Source organism: Agrobacterium sp. T29, from assembly GCF_006970545.1.
GTDB lineage: Bacteria > Pseudomonadota > Alphaproteobacteria > Rhizobiales > Rhizobiaceae > Agrobacterium > Agrobacterium leguminum.
The window spans coordinates 69,325-92,748 of record NZ_CP040641.1 but is presented as its reverse complement, the minus strand read 5'-3'; the positions used below and the strand labels follow the sequence as shown (position 1 = coordinate 92,748).

At 60.0% G+C, this 23,424-nt stretch carries 24 protein-coding genes; 7 read left to right on the top strand and 17 right to left on the bottom strand.

All coding sequences use genetic code 11. The annotated features are described in order from the left end of the window. Nucleotides 1–1,959, top strand: coding sequence for a MacB family efflux pump subunit (locus tag FGF54_RS15440; RefSeq protein WP_142780316.1), 1,959 nt, complete (start codon nucleotides 1–3; stop codon nucleotides 1,957–1,959). Between the two features lie 12 nt (nucleotides 1,960–1,971). Here FGF54_RS15440 and FGF54_RS15435 read toward each other — a convergent pair whose 3' ends face one another. Further along, nucleotides 1,972–2,208 carry an acyl carrier protein gene (locus FGF54_RS15435; protein WP_003520197.1) on the bottom strand — a complete coding sequence of 79 codons (237 nt, stop codon included), beginning with the start codon at nucleotides 2,206–2,208 and terminating at the stop codon, nucleotides 1,972–1,974. Between the two features lie 312 nt (nucleotides 2,209–2,520). Between FGF54_RS15435 and FGF54_RS15430 the strand changes: the two genes are divergently transcribed. Beyond that, a complete protein-coding gene (locus FGF54_RS15430) occupies nucleotides 2,521–3,618 on the top strand; it encodes an acyltransferase (protein ID WP_142780315.1) in 1,098 nt (365 codons plus the stop codon). 369 nt (nucleotides 3,619–3,987) lie between these two features. On the opposite strand, the gene FGF54_RS15425 is transcribed toward FGF54_RS15430, so the two are convergent. The 10 genes from FGF54_RS15425 to FGF54_RS15385 all read right to left on the bottom strand — a co-directional run bounded on the left by FGF54_RS15425 (nucleotide 3,988) and on the right by FGF54_RS15385 (nucleotide 11,893). Then, complete coding sequence (locus tag FGF54_RS15425) at nucleotides 3,988–4,275, bottom strand: hypothetical protein (protein ID WP_059757116.1); 288 nt, start codon at nucleotides 4,273–4,275, stop codon at nucleotides 3,988–3,990. Between the two features lie 547 nt (nucleotides 4,276–4,822). Next, nucleotides 4,823–4,960 (bottom strand): hypothetical protein, encoded by a 138-nt coding sequence (locus tag FGF54_RS27255; protein WP_020809401.1) that lies wholly within the window; start codon nucleotides 4,958–4,960, stop codon nucleotides 4,823–4,825. 95 nt (nucleotides 4,961–5,055) lie between these two features. After that, entirely contained in the window at nucleotides 5,056–5,271 is a 216-nt protein-coding gene (locus FGF54_RS15420) for a hypothetical protein (RefSeq protein WP_142780314.1), read from the bottom strand. A 252-nt stretch (nucleotides 5,272–5,523) separates the two neighbouring features. Continuing rightward, nucleotides 5,524–5,733: a cold-shock protein gene (locus tag FGF54_RS15410; RefSeq protein ID WP_003508146.1), complete on the bottom strand. Its 210-nt coding sequence runs from the start codon at nucleotides 5,731–5,733 to the stop codon at nucleotides 5,524–5,526. Between the two features lie 281 nt (nucleotides 5,734–6,014). Next, nucleotides 6,015–6,185, bottom strand: a complete 171-nt coding sequence (locus FGF54_RS27250) for a hypothetical protein (protein WP_168208145.1) — start codon at nucleotides 6,183–6,185, stop codon at nucleotides 6,015–6,017. Nucleotides 6,186–6,520: 335 nt separating this feature from the next. After that, nucleotides 6,521–7,756 carry a Gfo/Idh/MocA family protein gene (locus FGF54_RS15405; RefSeq protein WP_142780313.1) on the bottom strand — a complete coding sequence of 412 codons (1,236 nt, stop codon included), beginning with the start codon at nucleotides 7,754–7,756 and terminating at the stop codon, nucleotides 6,521–6,523. An 18-nt stretch (nucleotides 7,757–7,774) separates the two neighbouring features. Further along, on the bottom strand, nucleotides 7,775–8,596 hold the full coding sequence (locus FGF54_RS15400) for a sugar phosphate isomerase/epimerase (protein WP_142780312.1): 822 nt from the start codon (nucleotides 8,594–8,596) through the stop codon (nucleotides 7,775–7,777). Nucleotides 8,597–8,620: 24 nt separating this feature from the next. Further along, the gene (locus FGF54_RS15395) at nucleotides 8,621–9,784 is read right to left on the bottom strand and encodes a dihydrodipicolinate synthase family protein (RefSeq protein ID WP_142780311.1); all 1,164 of its coding nucleotides are present in this window, start codon (nucleotides 9,782–9,784) and stop codon (nucleotides 8,621–8,623) included. Nucleotides 9,785–9,794: 10 nt separating this feature from the next. Beyond that, nucleotides 9,795–10,937: a Gfo/Idh/MocA family protein gene (locus FGF54_RS15390; protein ID WP_168208144.1), complete on the bottom strand. Its 1,143-nt coding sequence runs from the start codon at nucleotides 10,935–10,937 to the stop codon at nucleotides 9,795–9,797. A 245-nt stretch (nucleotides 10,938–11,182) separates the two neighbouring features. After that, nucleotides 11,183–11,893, bottom strand: a complete 711-nt coding sequence (locus FGF54_RS15385) for a TetR/AcrR family transcriptional regulator (RefSeq protein ID WP_035264374.1) — start codon at nucleotides 11,891–11,893, stop codon at nucleotides 11,183–11,185. Nucleotides 11,894–12,010: 117 nt separating this feature from the next. On the opposite strand from FGF54_RS15385, the gene FGF54_RS15380 reads away from it, so the two are divergent. The 4 genes from FGF54_RS15380 (at nucleotide 12,011) to FGF54_RS15365 (ending at nucleotide 16,291) form a co-directional block, all read left to right on the top strand. Then, the gene (locus FGF54_RS15380) at nucleotides 12,011–13,300 is read left to right on the top strand and encodes an ABC transporter substrate-binding protein (protein WP_142780310.1); all 1,290 of its coding nucleotides are present in this window, start codon (nucleotides 12,011–12,013) and stop codon (nucleotides 13,298–13,300) included. 6 nt (nucleotides 13,301–13,306) lie between these two features. Then, nucleotides 13,307–14,260: a carbohydrate ABC transporter permease gene (locus FGF54_RS15375; protein ID WP_003520181.1), complete on the top strand. Its 954-nt coding sequence runs from the start codon at nucleotides 13,307–13,309 to the stop codon at nucleotides 14,258–14,260. Beyond that, nucleotides 14,253–15,128 carry a carbohydrate ABC transporter permease gene (locus tag FGF54_RS15370; RefSeq protein ID WP_059757136.1) on the top strand — a complete coding sequence of 292 codons (876 nt, stop codon included), beginning with the start codon at nucleotides 14,253–14,255 and terminating at the stop codon, nucleotides 15,126–15,128. The genes FGF54_RS15375 and FGF54_RS15370 overlap by 8 nt, the downstream gene beginning before the upstream one ends. 86 nt (nucleotides 15,129–15,214) lie before the next feature. Continuing rightward, nucleotides 15,215–16,291: an ABC transporter ATP-binding protein gene (locus FGF54_RS15365; RefSeq protein ID WP_003520178.1), complete on the top strand. Its 1,077-nt coding sequence runs from the start codon at nucleotides 15,215–15,217 to the stop codon at nucleotides 16,289–16,291. A 17-nt stretch (nucleotides 16,292–16,308) separates the two neighbouring features. On the opposite strand, the gene FGF54_RS15360 is transcribed toward FGF54_RS15365, so the two are convergent. The 6 genes from FGF54_RS15360 to FGF54_RS15335 all read right to left on the bottom strand — a co-directional run bounded on the left by FGF54_RS15360 (nucleotide 16,309) and on the right by FGF54_RS15335 (nucleotide 21,866). Continuing rightward, a complete protein-coding gene (locus FGF54_RS15360) occupies nucleotides 16,309–16,788 on the bottom strand; it encodes a hypothetical protein (RefSeq protein ID WP_142780309.1) in 480 nt (159 codons plus the stop codon). Continuing rightward, nucleotides 16,785–17,045 (bottom strand): DUF4160 domain-containing protein, encoded by a 261-nt coding sequence (locus tag FGF54_RS15355; RefSeq protein ID WP_142780308.1) that lies wholly within the window; start codon nucleotides 17,043–17,045, stop codon nucleotides 16,785–16,787. The genes FGF54_RS15360 and FGF54_RS15355 overlap by 4 nt, the downstream gene beginning before the upstream one ends. A 100-nt stretch (nucleotides 17,046–17,145) precedes the next feature. Continuing rightward, on the bottom strand, nucleotides 17,146–17,922 hold the full coding sequence (locus tag FGF54_RS15350) for a sugar phosphate isomerase/epimerase (RefSeq protein WP_142780307.1): 777 nt from the start codon (nucleotides 17,920–17,922) through the stop codon (nucleotides 17,146–17,148). Further along, nucleotides 17,919–18,935 (bottom strand): hydroxyacid dehydrogenase, encoded by a 1,017-nt coding sequence (locus FGF54_RS15345; RefSeq protein ID WP_142780306.1) that lies wholly within the window; start codon nucleotides 18,933–18,935, stop codon nucleotides 17,919–17,921. Before FGF54_RS15345 ends, FGF54_RS15350 begins: the two co-directional genes overlap by 4 nt. Then, nucleotides 18,932–20,809, bottom strand: a complete 1,878-nt coding sequence (locus tag FGF54_RS15340; protein ID WP_142780305.1) for a DUF2264 domain-containing protein — start codon at nucleotides 20,807–20,809, stop codon at nucleotides 18,932–18,934. Before FGF54_RS15340 ends, FGF54_RS15345 begins: the two co-directional genes overlap by 4 nt. Further along, a complete protein-coding gene (locus tag FGF54_RS15335; protein WP_142780304.1) occupies nucleotides 20,802–21,866 on the bottom strand; it encodes a LacI family DNA-binding transcriptional regulator in 1,065 nt (354 codons plus the stop codon). Before FGF54_RS15335 ends, FGF54_RS15340 begins: the two co-directional genes overlap by 8 nt. Before the next feature lie 112 nt (nucleotides 21,867–21,978). On the opposite strand from FGF54_RS15335, the gene FGF54_RS15330 reads away from it, so the two are divergent. Next, nucleotides 21,979–23,286 carry an ABC transporter substrate-binding protein gene (locus FGF54_RS15330; protein WP_142780303.1) on the top strand — a complete coding sequence of 436 codons (1,308 nt, stop codon included), beginning with the start codon at nucleotides 21,979–21,981 and terminating at the stop codon, nucleotides 23,284–23,286. Nucleotides 23,287–23,424 lie beyond the last annotated feature (138 nt).

Below are 23,424 nucleotides of genomic sequence, written 5' to 3'. Positions count from 1 at the left end.
ATGGCTGAACCTTTGATTTCGCTTAAATCCGTGCGGCGGGATTATCCCTCCGGCGAAGGCACGATCAGCGTGCTCAAGAATATCGACCTCACCATCGAGGCCGGTGAGATGGTGGCGATCGTCGGCGCGTCCGGGTCGGGCAAGTCGACGCTGATGAATATTCTCGGCTGCCTCGACCGCCCGACATCGGGTAGCTACAGCATCAGGGGCCGGGAAACGGGCAATCTCGATGCCGACGCGCTTTCGGCGCTCAGGCGTGAAAATCTCGGCTTCATCTTCCAGCGCTACCACCTGCTCGCCGAACTGACGGCGCTCGGCAATGTCGAAATTCCGGCGATCTATGCCGGCAAGACGCAGGGCGACCGCAGGCACAATGCCGCAAGGCTGCTCGGCCGCCTCGGCATGGCGGAACGCCTAGATCACCGTCCCGGCCAGCTTTCCGGCGGCCAGCAGCAGCGCGTTTCCATCGCCCGCGCCCTCATGAACGGTGCCGAGATCATTCTTGCCGACGAGCCGACCGGCGCGCTCGACAGCGCCAGCGGCGACGAGGTGCTGCGCATCCTCGGCGAGCTGCATGCCGAAGGCCGCACCGTCATCATCGTTACCCATGACATGTCGATTGCCAGACGCGCCGGGCGGATCATCGAAATCAGCGACGGCACGATCATTTCCGACCGCAGGACGGATGCAACGCCCGTACCGCAGAACGATGCCAAACCCGCTGCCGTTTCCGGCGGGTCTTCCAGTCTCGCGGGTCTCGTTTCGTCTCTGCGCGAGGCGTTGCGCATGGCGCTTCTGTCGATGCGGGCGCACAAGTTGCGCACCTTTCTCACCATGCTCGGCATCATCATCGGCATCGCCTCGGTCATCAGCGTCGTGGCGCTGGGGCAGGGTTCGCAGCAGCGGGTGCTGCAGAACATATCGAGCCTCGGCACCAACACGCTGGAAATCTTCGCCGGCAAGGATTTCGGCGACATAAGGTCGGGCAAGATCACCACGCTCGTCGTTTCCGATGCCGAAGCGCTTGCCAAGCAATCCTATGTCGCGGCAGTGACGCCGACGGTCTCGACCTCCAGCACGGTGCGTTTCGGTGCGAAGGAGGCGAATGCGCTGGTGAACGGCGTCAGCGAGCGCTATTTCGTCGCCAAGGGCACCAAGCTGTCGCAGGGCCGCTTTTTCGATGGAGGAAGCGTCGCGCAGAAGGCGCAGGAAGTGGTGATCGACGAAAATACCCGCAAATCGCTGTTTGCGGATTTCGACGGTAGCCCTGTCGGCCAGGTCATTCTCATCGGCAAGGTGCCGGCCCGCATCGTTGGCGTCACGCAGGCGCAACAGGGTGGTTTCGGCTCAAGCCAGAATCTGTCGCTCTACCTGCCCTATACCGCTGTCCAGTCACGCTTTCTCGGCAGCCTGTCGCTGCGCAGCATCACGGTGCAGGTGGCCGACGATGTCGATGCCTCAATCGCCGAACAGGCGGTGACGACGCTTCTGACCCAGCGGCACGGCACACGGGATTTCTACATTCTCAACACCGACGATATCCGCCAGACGATCACCAGCACCACGCAGACGCTGACCCTTCTGATTGCCGCCATTGCGGTGATTTCGCTGCTGGTCGGCGGCATCGGGGTGATGAACATCATGCTCGTTTCTGTGTCCGAACGTGTATCGGAAATCGGTGTGCGCATGGCGGTGGGCGCACGGCGCACCGATATTCTGCGGCAGTTCCTGATCGAAGCGGTGCTGGTCTGCATCATCGGCGGTGCGCTGGGCGTGCTCGGCAGCCTCGGCTTCGGCGCGCTTTTTTCCGCCTTCAGCAGCAATTTCGCCATGGTCTATTCCACGGCGTCGATCATCGCCGCTTTCGTCTGCTCGACGCTGATCGGCGTTGTCTTCGGTTATCTGCCGGCGCGCAACGCGTCGAAGCTCGATCCCGTCGCGGCTTTGTCTGCGGGGTAAATCCCCCGCCCGTCACGCCTTGTTTTTTTCGACGAAGCGGATGGCGTCGCCAACGGTCAGGATCGTGCTTGCGGCGGAATCTGGAATTTCCACCCCGAATTCCTCTTCGATTTCCATGACGATCTGAACGGTCTCGAGCGAATCCGCACCGAGATCGTCAGCAAAACTGGCCTCGTCCACGATGGTGGCAGGGTCTGCGCCAAGCTGGTCCACGATGATTTTTCTGATACGTTCTGCAATGGTGGACATGGTGAGACTCCGCGAAAGTTGCCTGCCGTCGAACGCCGCCACATCTGAATTTGCGCCGAAGATATCCAAGCGAAATCAAGCTGAAGTTTCGAAAGGACAGGGCACAGAGTCAAAGGTTCGGAAGATCGATGACATCCGGACGTAGCACGCCTTTCGCAGCCGCGAAAGGGTGTCGGTCACCCGTTAGTATTCCATAATAATATGGGACGTTCGCCACGTTAAACAGTTTGTGACTGGCAGCGGTGAACCGCAACGCGGTAAAGCTCGTTGCCTGTGAACCTTAAATCCGTCAGCCACACCGAGCCTCATGCCATGGTCCAGTCGTCTCCGGAACGCTTCATATTGCTCGACGGCATAAGGGGCGTGGCCGCTCTTTTCATCGTCCACCGCCACGCCGAGGATCTGTTCGGGAAAAGCACGGCTTCGAGTTATCTCGCCGTGGATCTGTTCTTTGCGCTCAGCGGTTTCGTGCTCGCGCATGCCTATAGCCGGAAACTGGCCGAAGGGGCGATTACGCCAGGCTTTTTCATGAAGGCGCGCTTCGCACGTCTTTATCCTCTTTATGGGCTGGCGCTGGCCTTGATGGCGGCCTATTTCATCTGTCTCTACGTGCTGGGCCTGCCGACGCCGATCGACGATCTGCATCGTCCCATCGATCCCGGCGAGCTTGCTTTCGCCTTGGTAACGGGGCTGCTCTTTTTGCCGGCACCCTTCACGCTCACCCTGAACGGTGCGTTGTTTCTCGTCAGCCCGGCATGGTCGCTTTTCAACGAACTGGTGGTGAATGCGTTTTACGCCCGCTTCGGTGTCCGGGCCACGACGAAACAGACCGCCGCGGTGCTCATTGTCAGCGCCCTTGTGCTGATGGTGGCTGCCGCCGAGTTCGGCCGTTTGCATGCCGGTTTTCGCTGGCATGAAATGTATGCCGGCATGGGGCGGGTGTTCTTCTCGTTTTTTGCCGGCGTGCTGATTTACCGTTTCCGCAATCGCGTACCGCAGTTGAAACCCTTTCAGGCGGCGCTTTGCCTTCTGCTGGTCTGTTTCATTCTGGCCGTGCCGATGTCGCGCGAGCTTCGGCCGTTCTTCGATCTTGCGGTTGTCCTCATCGTCTGGCCGCTGCTGCTGTTCGTCGCTAGCAAGACGGTTCCGGGGCGCGGGGTGGGAATGGTGTCGGTGTTTCTCGGCACGGCGTCCTATGCGGTCTATGTGCTGCACATTCCGCTTCTGGCCTGGACGGAGCTTCTGATCCCCGCAGTGCACCGGGAAAACCTCGCTTTGCCGGCCGGCATTGTTTTCCTCATTGGCACGACGTGCCTATCATGGTGGCTGACGGTCCATTACGATCAGCCTGTTCAGAAATGGCTGAAGGACCGGTTGAGAAAGCGGAGCGAAATCCGCCAGCCGGTATGACCCTGCCGCGCGGCTGAAAACCTCAATAATGGGCGAAAATCGGGGCAGTCAGCACGAAAGCTGCGACGAGGCTGATGATCGTCAGTTTCGCCGCTCGCATGCGGCGCATTTTGCGGCCGCTCCAGTCATACGTCATACTCACCTCCACGCAGACGCAAAACTTACCGGCATGGGAAACAACTGAAGCTTTGCGCGGACCGGTCATGGTCCCGCAACGCACAGGGTGCACATTCCATACCCAAGCTTCCCGGGACGCGCCTGATCACGCGCGGGACGCTCAATTTCAGTGTTGCCTGATATACGGCTTTTGCCAAGCCGTTATTTTCATCGGTGATTTTGAAGGCCGCCACGAAAAGGCGGCAAGCCCAATCACCGGTAAAGAGGCGGCAGGCCCTGAATGGCGTAACGCGGCAGCGGTTTCCACGGTTTGACGCGTTCATGTTTGTGAACGCCGAACAGGAACAGCATTTCCTCCGAAATATCGGCGGGGTCGGTCAAGCCATCCTGAAAGAGCTGGATCACCTTGCGGGCGGCATTGTTGTAGAGAATGACTTCGTCATCCATGGTGTGGCTATCATAACCGAGACCTTCCAGCACTGACTGGAGCATTTTCAGGTCCTGCGATGTGATGATGCAATTTTCATATGCGGAAGACATGACGCCCTCCTTTCCTGTGAGGTTCACAAAAGCCGGAGCGTCGCGCCACCATCCAGAGGCGGTGCGGGGACGCTTCAACGCCTTGAAACGCGGGCGAGGTCGGGGAAACCGTTCCCGGCCCGTGCCGTCATGCATGTCGCGTGAATTCCGGATCGTTCCCGCCGGACAGCGGGCGGGACAGGGCTTGGAGTGCAGCAGGCCTGACGGCGGCAACGCCCTTTAATTACCGATAAAAAGCGTGCGCCGTTTAGGGGGAATAGGCAAGTTAATTCCACTAACCCGGACGGAAGATGCGGTAGCCGCTGCCGCAGGCAACAAAAAAGGCCGGGGCAATATTGCACCGACCTTCCTCATATCGCTCTCAACACCCGTGCCAGTACATCCGTGGTCAAAAGTCTGAAGCGACTAAAACAACTGCGAACGTCGATTTCATTCGCGCTCACCAGCAGTTGCCATGTGAGCTGTCTAAATGGGCAATGTGGCCAAAACAAGTCCGGTATCCATGGTGATACTTTTATTCGCCATGACATGCCGGCCCGCACGACGCTTATTTCTTTTTGGCATCCGCTGTCGTGGCGTTTGCGAACTTGACCTGCGAACCGGCGGGCGGCGCGGCAGGTGCTTTCGTCTTGTCCTTCTTCGGTTTGCGGATTTCCTTGTTGCTGCGCAATTGACCCTTGGCCATGGTGTCCTCCTCCTGTTGGATCGATACGGCCTCGAGCGGCTATGAGACAATCCGTTCAAGGCCCTTCGCTCGGGCGATGCTGGAAATCCGGCCAGTCAGTTCTTGCCGGATCGTTTTTTTGCGGAAACCGGCGCGTCGGCGATGATCGTCGCTTCCTGTGCTTCGCGAAGCTGGCGAAGGCGTTCCGTTTTGCGGGCGCGCTGGTCGGCCTCGGCCTTTATGATCTGCTTTGCGGCGTTATCCGTCAATGACGCCCTGTCCTGTGCGGATAGTTTGCCGGGTTTGAAAAAAGCTTCCTTTGACGCGGCCATGGCATTCTCCTTTATGGAAGAGCGGTATCGGAAGGCTGTCGGGGGCGGGTAACCTTTTTGGGGGCAGGCAGCAGCCCTTCGCGCTGAATTTTCTTCTTTGCCCTCTTGCGGCGGTGGCGCACGGCTTAGGCTTCTTCGCGGACGCGCTTTTTCCCTGGCCCAAAAACAAAAGGCCGGGCTTTGACCCGACCTCTCACAACCATTCTAACCTGCAGCCAGTACATCCGTGGTCTGCGGGTTAAATGATGAATATCAAGCTGCCTGAAGGTTATCAGCCGAGCTTTTGCCGGACCGACGGTCCTGGACGATCTCGTAGCTGATCTTCTGGCCGTCGTTCAGCGAACGCATGCCAGCGCGCTCAACAGCGGAGATGTGAACGAAAACGTCCGTGCCGCCATTGTCAGGCTGAATGAAGCCGAAGCCCTTGGTGGCGTTGAACCACTTTACAGTACCAGTGTTCATAACGATTTCCTTTCGTAGAATCGTTGTGGTTCCCGCGATACCTTGCGGGATAAGATCGATTATTTGAGAGGAAATCCGACGGGGAACAGTCTGTTCCAGAACGACGTCACAAGCAATGGTCGATAAAGAAAATATAGGCGCAATTTTTGATTTTGCAATGGGCATTGAAGGAAAAAGCACTGGCGAGCGACCGATCATTGGCTAAGTATCTGGTTCACGGTGCTATTTCCCGCTGACCCAATCGTGCGCCCGGTCTGGCGCAGCCTTTGGTTTCGCGCGCATCAACCTCCACCGGGAGCCACGTCCTTCGCACGGTCATCCGGCAGGCTGCCTGCGCCCGGCGTCTTGTCATAGTCGGTGAGGGACGGTTTGGCGTGCGGGCCGGCGGGAGGAGTGTCGTTCGGGCTGGAAGGCCCTTTGTCGACTGTTTTCGGCTTCGTTTTCTTGGTCATGTCGCGTCCTCCTTTTACTGGGAAAACGCAGGGGAAAAGGCGCGGGTTCCGTTTCCACGCCGCGCGGGCGCGCTTTTCCGCCGTCAGCGGCGGGAACGCGGCTTTTTCTCTTCCCGGTTCATATCTCGCCCCACCCATTTGAAAAATACGACGAGGCTGAGGCCGATGATTATGAGCGGAACGAAGGATTCAAAACTGGACATGACTCACTCTTTCTTCCCCCGGCGACCATTTTACCGGCATGGAAGAAGCGCGTAATCTGTGGAATATCGTCCGTTCTTTTTTGGCAATTGCCATCTGCGGCCCAGTTGTCGATGGGCCGCAGACGAAGGCGGTTAAACCGGCAGCGATTTCACCGCTGCCGTGCCGCCTTCACGGGCGCTTTTCAGCGCCGCCACCCCTGTCAGGACGGACATGGCGCCGGCGCGCGAACCCGCCCGCTGCCGCAGCCGGTCGTTGGAGCCGGGCTTGAAGATCATGTCGCGCATGCGGTTGTCGCCGCCATAATGGCCGCCCGGCTCATGCGGCACCCAGATATGTTCGACACCGCCGCCGAAGCTTTTCACCAGCAGGATTTCATCGGCCGGCGGTTCCGTCCAGGGTTGCTTTTCATACTGGCGCATCTCGATGCGGCCTTTGTGGCCGTTGAAGGCGATGTGATGGCCCTCGATCGGCATATAGGTGTTGAGCGAATAGGAGACCTGCACGCCGCTCGCATAACGGATCGAGGCGCTCATCGTGTCGGGAATGTCGATCTCCTCGCGGAAGACGCAGGCATCGCGCACATAACCGTCCACCGCCGAAGGGTCTTCATAAAGTGCATCGAGAAAAGGATCGGCGCCGAGATCCATGAAATAATCGCACTCGCTTTTGTGCGGACAGGTGCGACAGCGCGTTCCGCGGAATGGGCCGTTCTTGCCATAATGCAGCAATTGCCCGAAACCCTTCACCTCCACGGGGTCGGAATCGAGATACCAGTTCAGCAGATCGAAATGGTGCGTGGCCTTGTGTACGAACAGGCTGCCGGAATGTTCGGTGAAGGCGTGCCAGCGGCGGAAATAATCTGCGCCGTGGTGATTATCCAGATACCAGTGGAAGTCGACGGAGGTAATGGTGCCGATTGCGCCGTCGTCGATCAGCTCCTTGATGCGTGCCGCCGTCGGCGAAAAACGGTAATTGAAGGAAACATCGACGCGGCGGCCGCTTTTGGCTTCCGCCGCGCGGATGCGGTCGATCTTTTCCGGAGTGGTGGTCATGGGCTTTTCGCTGATGACATCGGCCCCGCCTTCGAGCGCGCGGATGATGATGTCGTCATGGGTGTCATCAGGTGTGCAGACGATCACCAGTTCCGGTCGCTGCTCCTCCATCATCCGGTCGAAATCGTCGTAAAGCGGCGCGTTCGATCCCATCATGGCGCGGGCGCGTTCGGCGCGCATCAGGTTCAGGTCGCAAATGCCGACCAGTTCGACATAGTCGCTCCAGCCGGCCAGAAGTTCGCGGCCCCACATGGTGGTGCCGCGATTGCCGGTGCCGACCAGCGCATAGCGTTTGCGTTTCACCTTTTCAGGCATCGTCTCTCTCCCGGATAATCAACAAACAGTCTTGAAACGCTCGACCACGGTGGCGAGGACCTCGTCCATCGGGCGCGCCTGCCAGCGATGCGAAAAGATTTCCACTTCCTGCGGGCCGTGGAAGCCGGCGGCCTCGATCATGGCGCGAAATGCCTTGAGGTCAATCACGCCGTCGCCCATCATGCCGCGATCATTGAGCGGATCGGTGGTCGGCACCAGCCAGTCGCAGATGTGGTGGGCGAGAATTTGCCCGTTCCTGCCCGCACGCGCCACCTGTTCCTCCAGTTCCGGATCCCACCAGACGTGATAGACGTCGATGGCAACGCCGGTGCCGGCCCCCAGCCTGTCGCAGAGATCGAGCGACTGTTTCAGCGTGTTGAAGCAGGCGCGGTCGGCGGCATAGAAGGGATGCAGCGGCTCGATGGCGAGCGGCACGCCGGCAGCCCGCGCATAGGGAAGAAGTTCGGCCATGCCGTCCTCCACCATCTGCCGCGCGCCTTTCAGATCGCGTGAGCCGGCGGGCAGGCCGCCCACGACAAGCACAAGGCAATCGGCTTTCATTGCGGCGGCTTCATCGACGGCGCGTTTATTGTCCTCAATGGCGATGCGGCGGCCTTCGGCATCGTGGGCGGGGAAAAAGCCGCCACGGCAATGGCCGCTGAGACGCAGCCCGTTCCGTTCGACAATGCGGGCGGCTTCAGCAAGGCCAACGCCATGCACCTGCTCGCGCCAGGGCGAGATGGCGGTGATGCCATGCGCAAGGCAGGCATCGACGATTGCGCCGAAATCGCCGCCCTGCCGCACGGTGGCGAAATTGATGGAAAGGCCTTCAAGGCTCATCTCGGTATCTCCCCTTGTTTTGCTTCACCCGATGCCACGGACGGCCAGAAACGCCTTCATGCGCTGCGTCGCCAGATCCGGCTCGGCCAGCACATTGGCCTTGTCCGCCAGTCGGAAAAGCTCAGCGAAATGCTGCGTGGAGCGGGTGCTTTCCTGTCCGCCGACCATGGTGAAATGGTCCTGTAACCCGTTGAGATAGGCGAGGAACACCACGCCGGTCTTATAGAAGCGGGTCGGGGCCTTGAAGATATGGCGCGACAGCGCCACCGTCGGCTCCAGTATATCGAAGAACTCGTTGTCCGCCCCGCGCTTCAGGCAGGCCAGCGCTTTCGAAGCCGCAGGCGCTATGGCGTCGAAAATGCCGAGCAGCGCATCCGAATGGCCCTTTTCGTCACCGGCGATCAGTTCGGCATAGTTGAAATCGTCACCGGTATACATGCGCACGCCTGCGGGCAGGCGGCGGCGCATGACGATTTCCTTTTCCTTGGAGAGAAGCGAAATCTTGATGCCGTCGATCCTGTCGGCATTCTCTTCGATCATGGCAAGGCAGGTTTCCATGGCCTGCATGTGGTCACCGGAACCCCAATAACCCTCAAGCGCGGGATCGAACATCTCACCCAGCCAGTGGATCACCACTTTCTGATCGGCATGGGAGAGAACCCGTGCATAAGCCTTGAGATAATCATCCGGCGAACGGGCGGCAGCGGCCAGAGCGCGGCTCGCCATCAGGATCACGCGCCCGCCTTCTCCCTGAACAAAATCAAGCTGTTCGAGATAAGAGTCGACAATCTGGTTCAGGTCGTAACCGCCGCCATTCAGATGATCGGTGCCGACGCCGCAGGCAATCAGCGCATCCTTGCGACTGGCCGCCTCCTTCAGCGAACGGGAAATCAGTTCCTGCGCCTGCGGCCACGCGAGCCCCATGCCGCGCTGCGCCGTATCCATCGCCTCGGCGACGCCGAGGCCGAGATCCCACAGGCGGTGACGGAAACGTAAGGTGGCGTCCCAGTCGATGGCGGGCGTCAGCCATGGGTCGTTATCGGCAAGGGGATCGGCCACCACATGGGCGGCCGCGAAGGCGACGCGATTGAAATCCGCCGCACTGCGTTTTTCAACGGCGACCGGCGTGCCTGATAGTTTGTAGACCTCAATGCTGCGGTCGTCCTTCGGAAGCTCGAGTTCGCTCACCGTCGCCTCCTCAGGAAAGGGCGGGAACGTCGAGCCAGCGGCGTTCCTTCCAGGATTTCAGTCCAAGCTCCGCAAGCTGCACGCCCTTCACGCCTTCCATGAGGCCATAGGGCCACGGGTCGTTGTCGACGAGGTGGCGCACGAACATTTCCCACTGCGCCTTGAAGCCATTGTCATAGACGACATTGTCCGGCACCTCCTGCCAGGTCTTGTAGAAATCGATGGTCTGCGGTTGGTCGGGGTTCCACACCGGCTTCGGTGTGTTGGTGCGGTGCTGGGTAAAGCATTTGGTCAGGCCCGCCACCGCCGAACCATGGGTGCCGTCCACCTGGAAGGTGACGAGGTCGTCGCGGCGCACCCGCACCGCCCATGAGGAGTTGATATGGGCAATGGCGCCGCCTTCCAGCTCGAAGGTGGCATAGGCCGCATCGTCCGCATCCGCCACATAAGCGCGGCCCTGTTCATCGAAACGTTCAGGTATATGGGTGGCGCCGAGGCAGCTTACGGACTTCACCGGCCCGAACAGATTGTCGAGCACATAACGCCAGTGGCACAGCATATCGAGAATGATGCCGCCGCCATCTTTCAGACGGTAATTCCAGGAGGGCCGCTGCGCCGGCTGCCAGTCGCCTTCAAAAACCCAGTAGCCGAATTCGCCACGCACCGAGAGGATTTTGCCGAAAAAGCCGCTGTCGCGCAGCATGGCGAGCTTGCGCAGGCCGGGCAGGAACAGCTTGTCCTGCACCACTCCATGTTTGATGCCAGCGCTTTCGGCGAGCCGGGCAATGGCCAATGCCTCTTCCATCGTGTCGGAAATCGGCTTTTCGCAATAGACGTTCTTGCCCGCCTTTATGGCCTTCTCCAGCAGGCTGCCGCGCATCTGCGTCGTGCCGGCATCGAAGAACAGCGTATCGTCAGGGTTCGCCAGCGCCGCATCGATATCGGTCGTCCAGCGCGCGACATTATGTTTTTTCGCGATTTCCTCGATCTTTGCGCCGTTGCGGCCGACCAGAATGGGGTCGAGCATGACCCTTTCGCCGTTCTTCAAAACCACGCCGCCCTGATCGCGAATGGCGAGAACGGAGCGCACGAGATGCTGGTTGTAACCCATGCGGCCGGTGATGCCGTGCATGATGACGCCGATACGTTTCATGAATTTCCTCCCAAGGCGGTCTCTTCCCGAAAGCCGCTTCCGTCAAACATGGAAATTTGTAACCATTTGGTTATTTGTGGTCGCGAAGGATGCGATCTGTCAAGGTGTTTTTGACAGGAAAAATTCGTGACCTGACGACGGTTGGGTTTTCGTGTTTCCACCGCGCCGCAAAAGAAAACGACGCGCTTCGCGGATGCGAATGGCGCGTCGTCGCTGTTGTTAAAGAGGAATTCGGTTTGGCCGGCTCAGACCGGCCGCACTGCAGCAAGCAGGGTATCGACGATATGCTGGCCCCAGCGCTCCAGCTCGGCGGGGTCGGTCAGGTCGCGCTGGAAGATCGTCGACAGCGTGAACCGGTTCGAAAGATAAAAAGCGCCGAGCGAAGCGATGGTCAGATAGACGTCGATCGGATCGAGGCCGTCACGGAATTCGCCGGCGTCGCTGCCGCGCCGCAACACGTCCTCAAGCTCGGAAATGAAGTTCGAATGCATCGCCGTAATCGTCGGGGATTGCCTGAGATAGCGGGCTTTATTGAGGTTTTCCGTGGCGAGGATGCTCAGGAATTCGGGATGGTCGAGGAAGTAATGCCAGGTGAAAAGTGCAAGCTCGCGCAGGCCCTCCGAGGGGGCCTTGCGGGCCAGGTCAAGCCGTCTCTCGGTATGGCGGATATGGCGATAGGCGTCTTCCAGAACGGCGAGATAAAGTGCATCCTTGTCGCCGAAATAATGGTAGATCATCCGCTTGTTGGTGCCGGCGCGGCGGGCGACGACATCGATTCGCGCCCCTGCCAGCCCCTTGGCGGCCACCTCGCGGCGGGCGGCTTCGAGAATGGCGGCGCGCGTTCTTTCCGGGTTTCGCACCTGTGTCGTCGCGCGTTTGCGCTTGGGTGACGGCGTTTTCTCCATGGCCGCATCGGGGGCAGGATCGGACGGCTGGTTTTTTGTCGTTTCTTCCATTTCAGCACCCGCTTGACAATGTTTGCGATCAGTGTTCCCATGTAACCAATTAGTTATAAAACGGCAAGTGTCGTTTACGTTCATCATCAATTGGCAGTCAATAGGGAGGAGTTGCCAATGCCCGTGATGCTTCAGAGGAGAGGTGTGCTTTCAGCGGGGCTTGCGGCCCTGTCGCTTGCAACACTGGGAGGTGGTTCAGCGCAGGCCCAGGCCGCGCGCCTTCGCATGTTGTGGTGGGGTTCGCAGGAGCGCGCCGACCGCACCAACAAGGCGATAGCAGCCTATAAGCAGGTCAAGCCGGATCTCGATATTGCCGGTGAATTCGCAGGCTGGAGCGATTATTGGCCGCGCCTTGCCACGCAGGTTGCGGGCCGCAATGCGCCCGACCTGATCCAGATGGATTATCGCTATATCTTCGAATATGGCCGCCGCGGCGCGCTGGCGCCGCTGGACGATTATATCGGCAAGAGCCTGAAGATCGAGGATTTCGGCAAGATGAACATCGATTCCGGCCGGGTCGATGGCAAGCTTTACGGCATCAATCTCGGCGTCAATTCCAGCGCCGTTTTCTTCGACCAGGCGGCCTGGGAAAAATCCGGCGCGACGCCGCCATCCATCGGCCAGACCTGGGAAGAGTTTGCCGAAAACGCCGCCAAGCTCAGCAAGAACAAGCCGAAGCCCGGCTATTACGCCACGGCCGATGCCAGCGGCGTGGAGCCGAGCTTCGAGAACTGGCTGCGCCAGAACGGCAAGTCGCTTTACACGCAGGATGGCGGCATCGGCTTCGATCCTGCCGATGCGACCAAGTGGTTCACTTTGTGGGCGGATCTGCGCAAGAGCGGCGCCTGTGTGCCGGCCGATGTGCAGGCGCTCGACCAGCTCAACATCGAAACGAACCCTTTGACGACGGGCAAGGCGGCAACGGCATTCGCCCATTCCAACCAGTTCGTCGGTTATCAGAAGCTCAACAAGTCCAAGCTTGCCATAAGCTCCTATCCGAAGAGCACGAAGGATGGCCCTTCCGGCCATTATCTGAAACCCTCCATGCTCATCAGCGTCGCCAATGGCAGCGCCGGCATCGAGCAGGCCGTCGGTTTCATCAACTTCCTTGTGGCTGAACCGCAGGGCATCGATATTCTCGGCGTCGAGCGCGGCGTTCCGGCCTCGGAATCCATGCGTAGCCAGTTGAGCAGCAAGCTCGACGAGGTGAGCAAGACGATGGTGGACTATATTGCCGAGATTACCCCCGGCGTCGGCGATCTGCCGCCGGCGCCGCCTCCGGGCGCGGGCGAATTCGCCTTCGTCCTCAAACGCACGGCGGAAGAAATCGGCTTCGGCAAGATCACGCCGGAAGAGGGCGGTGACCGCCTCGTCAAGGAATCCGAAACCGTTATCAAACGGAAGTGATGGTTTATGGCCTTTCGATCTGAAACTCTTGTGGGGGAGAGCCGTGGCGCGGCTCTCCCGAAGCGGGGCGGCGTGAAGCGGATTTTCGACCGCAACATTCACGCCTACCTGTTTCTGCTGCCCTGGCTGATTGGCTTTTTCGGCCTCACCCTCGGTCCCGCGCTCGCGTCGCTTTATCTGTCTTTCACCAATTACGACCTGTTGCAGTCGCCGGACTGGGTGGGGGCGGCCAATTATGTGCGCATCGCCACGGCAGACCCCAAATTCGCCGCAGCCATGCAGGTCACCTTCACCTATGTGCTGCTGTCGGTGCCGCTGAAGCTGATCTTCGCGCTGCTGGTCGCGCTCGCCTTCAATCGCGGCATCAAGGGCCTGACGCTCTATCGGGCGATCTTCTATCTGCCGTCGCTGCTGGGTTCGAGCGTCGCGATTGCCGTGCTCTGGCGCCAGCTTTTCGCCTCCGATGGTCTCGTCAACATGATCCTGTGGCAGGCCTTCGGTTATGAAGGGCCGAGCTGGATTTCCAATCCGGATTATTCGATCTACACGCTGGTCATTCTGTCCGTCTGGCAGTTCGGTTCGCCGATGATCATCTTCCTCGCGGGTCTGAGACAAATCCCGCAGGACATGTATGAGGCCGCCGAAATCGACGGTGCGAGCAAGGTGCGGCAGTTCTTCCGCATTACCCTGCCGCTTTTGACGCCGGTGATCTTCTTCAACGCGGTGATCCAGACCATCGATGCCTTCAAGGCCTTCACGCCGGCCTTCATCATTTCCGAAGGCACCGGCGGGCCGATCAACTCGACGCTGTTCTATACGCTTTATCTCTACCAGGAGGCCTTCGGTTTCTTCCGCATGGGCTATGCCTCGGCGCTTGCCTGGATTTTGGTGATCATCATCTCGCTGTTCACGGCCTTCTCGTTCCTCAGCGCGAAATACTGGGTGCACTACGATGACTGATGCTGTTACCGCCCCCCGGCCGGGCCAGGGCCCGCAACGTTCGCCGCTGAAATCGGTGATGCTCCACACGGCGCTGATCGTCGCGTCCTTCGCGATGCTCTATCCGATCCTGTGGATGATCTCGGGTTCCTTCCGGCCGCAGGACGAGCTGTTCGGCTCTTCCTCGCTCATCCCCTCGGCGGTGGATGTCGGCGGTTATATTCGCGGCTGGACCGGGCTGCAGGTGAGCTTCGGGCAGTTCTTCTGGAACTCCTTCTTTATCTCGGTGCTGGCCACCATAGGAAACGTGGTCGGTTGCTCGCTCGCGGCCTTCGCTTTTGCCCGGCTTCGCTTCGGAGGGCGCAATTTCTGGTTTGCGCTGATGCTCGGCACGCTGATGCTGCCCTATCACGTCGTGCTCATTCCCCAATATATCCTGTTTCTGGAAATGGGCTGGGTGAACACCTCGCTGCCGCTGATCGTGCCGAAATACCTCGCAACTGACGCCTTCTTTATCTTTTTGATGGTGCAGTTCTTCCGCGGCATTCCGCGGGAGTTGGACGAGGCGGCTGTCATGGATGGCTGCTCGCCCTTCCGCATCTACTGGAAGATCATGCTGCCCCTGTCGCTGCCGGTGCTGGCGACGGCTGCTATCTTTTCCTTCATCTGGACCTGGGACGACTTCTTCGGTCCGCTGATCTATCTGAACGACATCAACACCTACACCGTGCAGCTCGGCCTCAGATCCTTCGTGGATTCCACCGGCAGCTCGGACTGGACCTCGCTTTTCGCCATGTCCAACCTGTCGTTAGTGCCGGTCTTCCTGTTCTTCCTGTTCTTCCAACGGCTGCTGATCGAAGGCATCGCCACCACCGGAATGAAACGCTGAACGGAACCCGCATCGGAAACGCATTTTAAGACAATCAATACTGTCGCTGCCGCCTTGCATGCGGCGCGACAGTCGGGAGAAACAGCATGGCAAGCAGCATTACGCTCGAAAAAATCGTCAAGCGGTTCGGCGCTTTTCCGGTCGTTCACGGTATCGACCTCAAGATCGAACCGGGCGAGTTCACGGTTTTTGTCGGCCCCTCGGGCTGCGGAAAATCCACGCTTCTGCGCATGATCGCGGGGCTTGAGGAAATCTCCGAAGGCGATCTGCGTATCGATGGCGAAAGGGTCAACGAAACCGCCGCCTCCAAGCGCGGCATCGCCATGGTCTTCCAGTCCTATGCGCTTTATCCGCATATGAGCGTCTACAAGAACCTCGCCTTCGGTCTGGAAACGGCGGGTTACAAGAAACCGGAAGTCCAGGCACGGGTGCAGAAGGCCGCCGATATCCTGCAGATCGGCCCGCTTTTGCAGCGCAAGCCGAAGGCGCTTTCGGGCGGCCAGCGCCAGCGTGTCGCCATCGGCCGCGCCATCGTGCGCGAACCGAAAATCTTCCTGTTCGACGAGCCTTTGTCCAACCTCGATGCGGAATTGCGCGTGCAGATGCGCGTCGAAATCGCCAAGTTGCACCAGACGCTCGGCAGCACCATGATCTATGTGACGCATGACCAGGTGGAGGCCATGACCATGGCCGACAAGATCGTGGTGTTGCGCGACGGCCGCATCATGCAGGTCGGCCGCCCGCTCGATCTCTACAACAATCCCGCCAACCAGTTCGTCGCCGGTTTCATCGGCTCGCCGAAGATGAATTTCCTCTCCGCGAAAGTGGCTTCAGGCGACAGTTCCAACCGCACCATCGAGGTGGCCGGTCAGCGCATCGTTCTGGAAAAGCCGGTGGCGGCGCAACAGGGCGAACCGCTCACCTTCGGCGTGCGCCCGGAACATGTGAACCCGCAGGCGCAATCCGCCTCCCTGGGTGAGGCCTCCATCCAGCTCGTCGAACATCTCGGCGGCTCAACGGTGGTCTACACCGCGACCCCCGACGGCCAGCCCGCCACCGTGCTGCTGGACGGCCAGCGCCATATCCGCATCGGCGAGACCATTCCCTTTGCGTTCGATCTTTCGAAGACGCATCTGTTCGGGGCGGATGGGCGGCGGATATAGCGCTGCCGGCAGCCGTCTTACGCCGCGTGTTTCGGGCGTCCTGGCCGGCGGGGACGGAAATGCGCATGCATGAGAAGCGGGTCGCGCTGGGTGGCCCGCAGCAACATCTTGACCGCGTGGCTTACGGGCGTGCCCGCACGATAGTTGTTCCACGTCCGTAAAGTGACGCCGAGAAAATCCGCCGCCTCATTATTGGAAAGGCCGATTTCCTCCTGCCATTTACGCAGGTCTTCCACATCGAAGTCCCGCTGGTCCTCTGCGATCTGGTAGAGATGATAGGCATCGATTGCCAGGTCGTCTCCGTCCCATTCCACAGTCGCGCCATAGTCGGCGACTGTCGCGGTCTGCCAGATATCTGCCGAAAGGAGCGGATTGAGCAATTCTCCTCCGGTCGCTATCCATCCGGTCAGATCGGCGGTCGACTGGCTCCCGTCCGCCCAGTCGATGGTGAGCGTGCAAGGCGGATTGGGCAGGATGGTTTTGATGCGTGGTGTCATGACTTCTTTCCCTTTCCTACAATGGGAAAACGCGGGTTCGTCCGATTCCATTCATCGACAATCAGGTTCCCATTGCTTCTCGCCCATGCCAAAGCTTCGGCTTCAGCCCTGCGGGATAGCTTGCCGCGCAGGATTTCCAGAGTTTCGATGTCGACAAGGGCATCGGCGTCCGGTGTTATGATGTGAAAATGCGGTGGCAAATGATCGTTCGCATAGACGCGTATGATGATGTTCCCGATCTGAACCAGTTTGCCCATGCAGCCTCCACGGCACCAATAAAACATAGTGCATAAATTTCACTATGTGAAGGGAGCAAAGAAGCATATTTCCGGTCAGTGGGCAGTCAGAGGGCGGGTTCTATGTTCTATAAAGAATGTCGCTGAGAACCGCCGCATCTTCCGCGAACTGCCCGACATCGTCGCCTTTGACGAATTCGAGCATCGCGAAAGCCGGTTTTTTCCAGTCGCCTTCCGGCAATGCATCCACGCACGCCCGCCAAAAATCCGCGCGCTCGTGAAGCGGCAGGCGGCTGGCGTCGGCGAGCCAGGCGAAGACATGCAGGTGGCAGATGCGTGGGCCGAGAACGGATATTTCCGCGAGTGCGTCCTCCAGCGGTAGGCCGGGGGCGGGTTGCCAGTAGAAAAAGAGGTTGGGCATCGGCAAAACCTGCATGAGTTGCAGGGCCGAGGGCAGGGTGTCCGTCAGTGAGTTGGGGTGATATTCGAGGCCGATTGTGATGTCATAGTCGTGCGCTTGGCGGGCGATTGTCGCCAGCGCTTCCGTTGCCGCGCGGCGTTCGCCGGGGGAGTAATCGGCAGATGGACGTTTGCGGCTGCCGGGCCAGATGCGGATATGGCCGGTGCCGAGCGCTTTTGCTGTTTCCAGCACGGCGGTCACATCTTCCGGCGCAAAATCCGGTGCAAAGATGTAGGAGCCGTAGGACGAGACGGAGAGGCCGGCTTCCGCCGTCCGCGCCGCCACATCCCTTGCATTTTCGAGATCGCCGGGCGGTACATGGATATCCGCACCCCATTCGATGGACCTGATGCCGTTTGCGGCGGCAAGCTCGATAACTGCCTGTGGCGACAGGGAGCGGAAGGTGACGGAGCAGAGGCCCGGCTCGAAAAATCTCATGCGATCAGTTCCAGATGTTCCGGCCGCACCTGCTGTTGCAGGGGTGCAGCGCGGCAGAAGCGTTCGATTTCGGCAATCGCCATGTCGCCGAGCCTTGCGCGTTCAAGGCCGGTGGCGCCGGCGATATGCGGCGTCAGGAACACATTCGGCAGGCTGTAAAAGGGTGAGTCCCGCGGCGGCACTTCCGGGTCGGTCACGTCGATGACGGCTTCGATGCGTCCGGTTTTCAGTTCGGCCAGAAGCGCGTTTTCATCCACCAGCGCGCCGCGTGCCGTATTGATCAGCGTCGCGCCATCCTTCATGCGGGCAAGTGCTGCTGCGCCGATCATATGCTGCGTCTGCGGCAGGGAGGGCGCATGCAGGGAAATAACATCGCTCACCGCCATCAGCTCCTCGAGCGATACAAGTTGCACGCCGAGCTTTTCCGCCTCCGCAGGGCTTAGAAGCGGATCGAAAAGGATGAGGTTGAGATCGAAGGGCTGCAACAGATTGATGACGCGACGTCCGATGCGCGATGCGCCGACGATGCCGACCGTCAGGCCGAGATTGCCGATGGCCTGCGCCTGCAATCGCTCGACAGGGGCGCGGTCGCGATGTTCCAGATAAAGGCGTCGGAAGCCGAAGGTGCGCTTGCCGGCCAGCAGGATCATCGCCAGCGAAAATTCGGCGACCGGCTGCGCATTCGCTTCCGCTGCGCTGCACACGGTAACGCCACGATCGAACACCGCTTGCGACAGGAAATATTTGACCGTCCCGGCGGCATGGGAAATCAGCCTGAGGCGCGGCATCAGCGCCAGCTCCCGCGCGCCGATATCCGGACAGCCCCAGCCGGTCAGAAGAATATCCGTCCGCGCCAGCTGCTCCTTCACGGAAGCGGCGTGGAAATCGCAGATCCGCCCCGTGTCGAGAATATCGACGCTCTGCGACAGCCTTTCGAGCGCCTGCGGTGTCAGCACATGCTGGGTTCGCTCCGGCTCCATGGCAAGGCTGAGACGCGGAAGCGGGCTCGTCATTGCGGCTCTCCCGTTGCCGCCATGCTGCTGACCGGAACGCCCCGTTCCGCAAACAGGCGGTCGAGCGCCTCCATATCCGGAAGTGCGGGAACTGTCGCCAACGCTGTTTCGCTTTCTGGCCCGGTCACCCCGGCAAAGACCGCGCAGGCAAGCAGGGTTTCGCCCGCCGGAATCTCGCCCCGCAGTTGCGGCACCGTGGTCTTGGCGTTGACGAGATTGGTGTTGGGCAGAGCCTTCAGTGCCGCGCCGTGGCGGGTAACGCTCGAACCGAGATCGATGATGGCGGATATGTCTGTGCCGCAATCGGCGGTCGCCCGGCCGGTCTCTTCGCGCACGGCATCGCGGTCGCCGTCGTTGCGATTGATCGCGAAGCCGCCTTCGGTCACCGAAAGGGGGCGGGTAGAGGTGATCCGGTGCAGCCTGATATGCCAGCCGCCAGCCGCAACCAGCGTCGTTTCAACCGCCACATCCGGGAAGGGCTTCCATGTCGCCCGCAGGCTTTCCCCGGCCAGCAGAACCTTCTGGTTGGTCTCGCGCACGCGGTAGTGCAGGCCATCTTCGGAGAAGGCCAGCATATTGTCGAAACCGTTGGTCCTGAAACCACGTTCGTCTACTTCGACGCCGAAACCGTAACGGGAGGAATAGGCGAATTTGGCATATTTCTCCGGCCCGCCGCGCATGGAAAGGTTTTCCTGGCCGCTGGAAAGAGCCGTGACATTGCCGCTGGTCCGCATCATCACCATGCCGGGATGAATGAGCGGCTTTGGTTTTACGGATGTTTCGGGCTGCTTTTCCTCCGCCTGCCAGAAGGGATGGCTTTCCGGCAGGGCGAGCGGCAGGAAGGCTTTAAAGGCCCAATAGGGCGAGCCCGCCGAATTATAGCTTTCCGACATGGTGAGCTGCGGATAGGCGTAGCCTATGGAAAGCACGCCGTCGCGATCGGCAATCGGCTTTTTCGCCCACCAGCGCAGATGTTGCAGATAAAGCCCCTTGATCTCGCCCCAGGGCAGCGCCTCCTCATCGGCAAAGGCAAGGCCGGCCCAGAAGCCGCCGCAGGCGAAGCGGTAGGTCATGGAGCGGCCGAAGGCGAGCGTGCCGCCATCCTCATCGAACCAGCTGGCGAAATCGCCGGCGAAGAGGCGCGCTCGTTCCCGGTAGCGTGCGGCGTAGGCATCGTCAGGCTTGCTGAGTTTCGCGTAGATCAGGCCGTAAAAATGCATGGCGAAGGCGATGTAATGGTCGATGCGGCGGTAATTGCCATCGCGATACCAGCCGTCGGCGATATAGAATTCGTCCAGTTCCTTCTGGAATGTTTCGGTCAGGCTGCGGTCGAAATCGATGCCGAGATGATCCAGCGCCATATCGACCATCACCCGGAAAAACTTCCAGTTATTGTCGGCGTAATTGCGCTCGCGTGCCGTCAGCAGATAGCGGCGCACATTGTCTTTCTGCGCGTCGGATAGCGGTTCCCACAGGTGCTGCGGCGCAAGCCGCAGCGCAAAACCGAGGGCTGCAAGCTCTACCAGCCGCTGATCCCTCTGGCGCACGTCGCCCCAATATTCGGGATGGGAAGGATCGGTGCCGTTGGCTATTCCCCGTGCCAGAAGCGGCCAATGGTCGAAATGATCGCCGCTCAGCGCAAGCGGTGCGATGCCCCAGAGCGGCCGGGCAAAACCTTCCAGATCGGCCGCCGCCCGGTCGAAATGCGCGGCGGTGCCGCTCAGCGTCACTCTTGCGCCGCCCGGCGAAAAATGGGCAAGAAGCGGCGCGAAACTGTCATCCAGCGCTCGTCGGACATCGGCGCGGCTTTTGAGCGAATTGCCGTGCAGCGGATTGAATCTCGCCATATTGGGTCTGGTCATGGTGTCATGCATCGCGTGCCGCCTTTCCCGTGTTTTTCGCCTTGCCGGCCGTCTGTCCTTCCACCAGCTGCACGCCAAGTTGCACCTGGCGGGCATTGGCGGAAGGTTCCGTCAGCCGGCGGCGCATCAGTTCCACCGCCTCTCGGGCGATTTCGCGACGGTCGACACGGATCGTGCTGAGACGGGGGGTGGAAAGCTCGGCAAAGGGCAGATCATCGAAGCCGATAATGGAAAGATCGTCCGGCACGGCGAGGCCAAGCTCCTGCGCCGCCCCCAGCGCACCGAGCGCAATCGCGTCATTCATGCAAAAAATGCCGGTGAGTTCAGGGTTTTTGGCCAATAGCTGGCGAACCGCATCGCCCGACTGTCCGAAGCCGCTATCCGCCGTCGAAAGCAGGAACTCCTCATAGGTCGTTCCCTCTTCCTCAAGGATCGTGTGGCGGAAGCCGCGCATACGCTCCCTTATGGTGTGGCGATGGTGCGGGCCGATATAGGCGACCTTGCGGTGACCGAGTTCCAGCAGCCGGCGCGCCGCCATCGCGCCGCCATAAAAATTGGAAGGCGAGACGCAGTCCAGCATCATCGAGGGATCGGCGCTGTTGACCAGAACCGGTTGCAGCACACCCTGCGTGATGCGGTGGATGATTTCATCCTCCGGGTCGAGGCCGATGGCGAGAAGGCCGTCCACCTCGCAGACCCGCTGGGTCAGCGCATCATCCACCTGTTTCTGGTGCAAGAGCCGGATGTCGAGTTCGAAACCGTCCGTCTGGGCAAGGCTGCGCAGCATGTCGAAAATATCGTGATAAAAAGCGCCGATATCGCCGGTCGCCCTTTCGGCGGACATGAGCGCGAGGATTTTCTTGCCCTCCAGCGGCACGCCGCCGGTCTGGTTTGCGACCGGTCGCAACGGATAGCCAAGCTCCGCCGCCACCCCCAGAACCTTGGTCTGGATCGACGCGCTGATACCTTTCTCTCCCGCAAGAACACGCGAGACGGTGCTGATGGAAACGCCGGCGCGCTGGGCGATATCCGACTGGCGCGGGCGGCTGATGTCGGGCGTATCGTTCATATCGTCTCCTGCGCTTGCAAAAAAATCTAATATGATGCAAATATTGCAAACAAAGAAAATTTGCAAGAATTTAAGTAGTCAGTGAAAAATTTGCAAAACGCGGGAGGAGCAGATGCAAACTATCGACAGACGTGGATTTTTGGTGACGGCGGCGCTGGCCGGTCTCGGCGTGGTCGGTCTTGGTGCAGTGGGGGGCGGTTTTCGCGCGGCCGCGGCTGAGACCCGGCTTCGCTGCGTATGGTGGGGATCGGCCGACCGCAGCAAGCGCACCAACGACGTGATCGCCCTTTACCAGAAGGCTAACCCGCAAACGGAGATCAGCGGCGAAATGATCGCCGGTTCCGATTACTGGACCAAGCTTGCGACATCGATGGCGGGGCGCAACGTCGCCGATATCTTCCAGCTCGAACCTTCCACTATTGCCGATTATTCCGGCCGTGGCGCCTGCATGGAGCTGGACCAGTTCGTCGGCAAGTCGCTCGATCTTTCCACCTTCGGCAAAAGCGAGGTCGATCTCTGCCGCATCGATGGCAAGCTTTACGGCGTCGGCCTTGGGCTGAATTCCTTCTGCATGATGTATGACGCCGATACGCTGAAGGAAGCCGGCGTTTCCGTGCCGCAGGAGCAGATCACCTGGAAGGCGCTCTCGGAACTGGCGCGCGATTTCAAGAAGAACGGTCCGGCAAAACGGAATTATTGGGCGGTGCCCTATGGCGCGCGTTATCATTATGTTTTCGATGTCTGGCTGCGCCAGCGCGGCAAGTTGCTGTTTCAGGACGGCACCATCGGCTTCAACAAGGAAGATGCGAAGGAATGGTTCGCCTATTGGGAGGATCTGCGCGAGAACAAGCTCTGCGTTTCCGCCGATATCCAGACGCGTGACGACAATACCATCGAATCCAACGCCCTGACGCTCGGCAATTCGGCTATCGGCTTTGCTTATTCCAACCAGCTTGTCGGTTATCAGAAGCTCAATAAACAAACGCTGTCCATCGGCATGCTGCCAGGTGAGGGGCCGGGCAAGCCGACCGGGCATTATTACCGGCCGGGCCTCATCTGGTCCATTTCGTCCACCTCGACCAATGCGGAAGCGGCGGCGAAATTCATCAATTTCTTCGTCAACGATCTGGAAGCCGGCAAGGTGCTCGGCGTCGAGCGTGGCGTGCCGCCGGCCAAGGTCGTGCGTGAGGCCCTGTTGCCGAGCCTCAACGAGACCGAGCGCAAGACGGTGGATTATATCGAGAGCCTGTCGGGCAAGCTCGATACCTATCCGGAACCCGCGCCGATCGGCGCCAATGAGTTCGACCGTGGCGTGATGCGCCCCATTGCCGATTCGCTCGCCTTCGGCCGCGCCAGCGTGGATGAAGCGGCGCAAAACCTCGTCGACACCGGCACGCGGACCCTGCGCAAGCGCGGCTGACGACGAAACGGGCACCGCCACGCGGCATCGAGACCGTGTGGCGGTGCTCTTTTTTGTGAAGTGTCAGGGGTGAATGGCGCTTCACGCCTTTCAAAAGCACCAGCATGACAAACAGCACTGGACAAGTGCATGGCATTT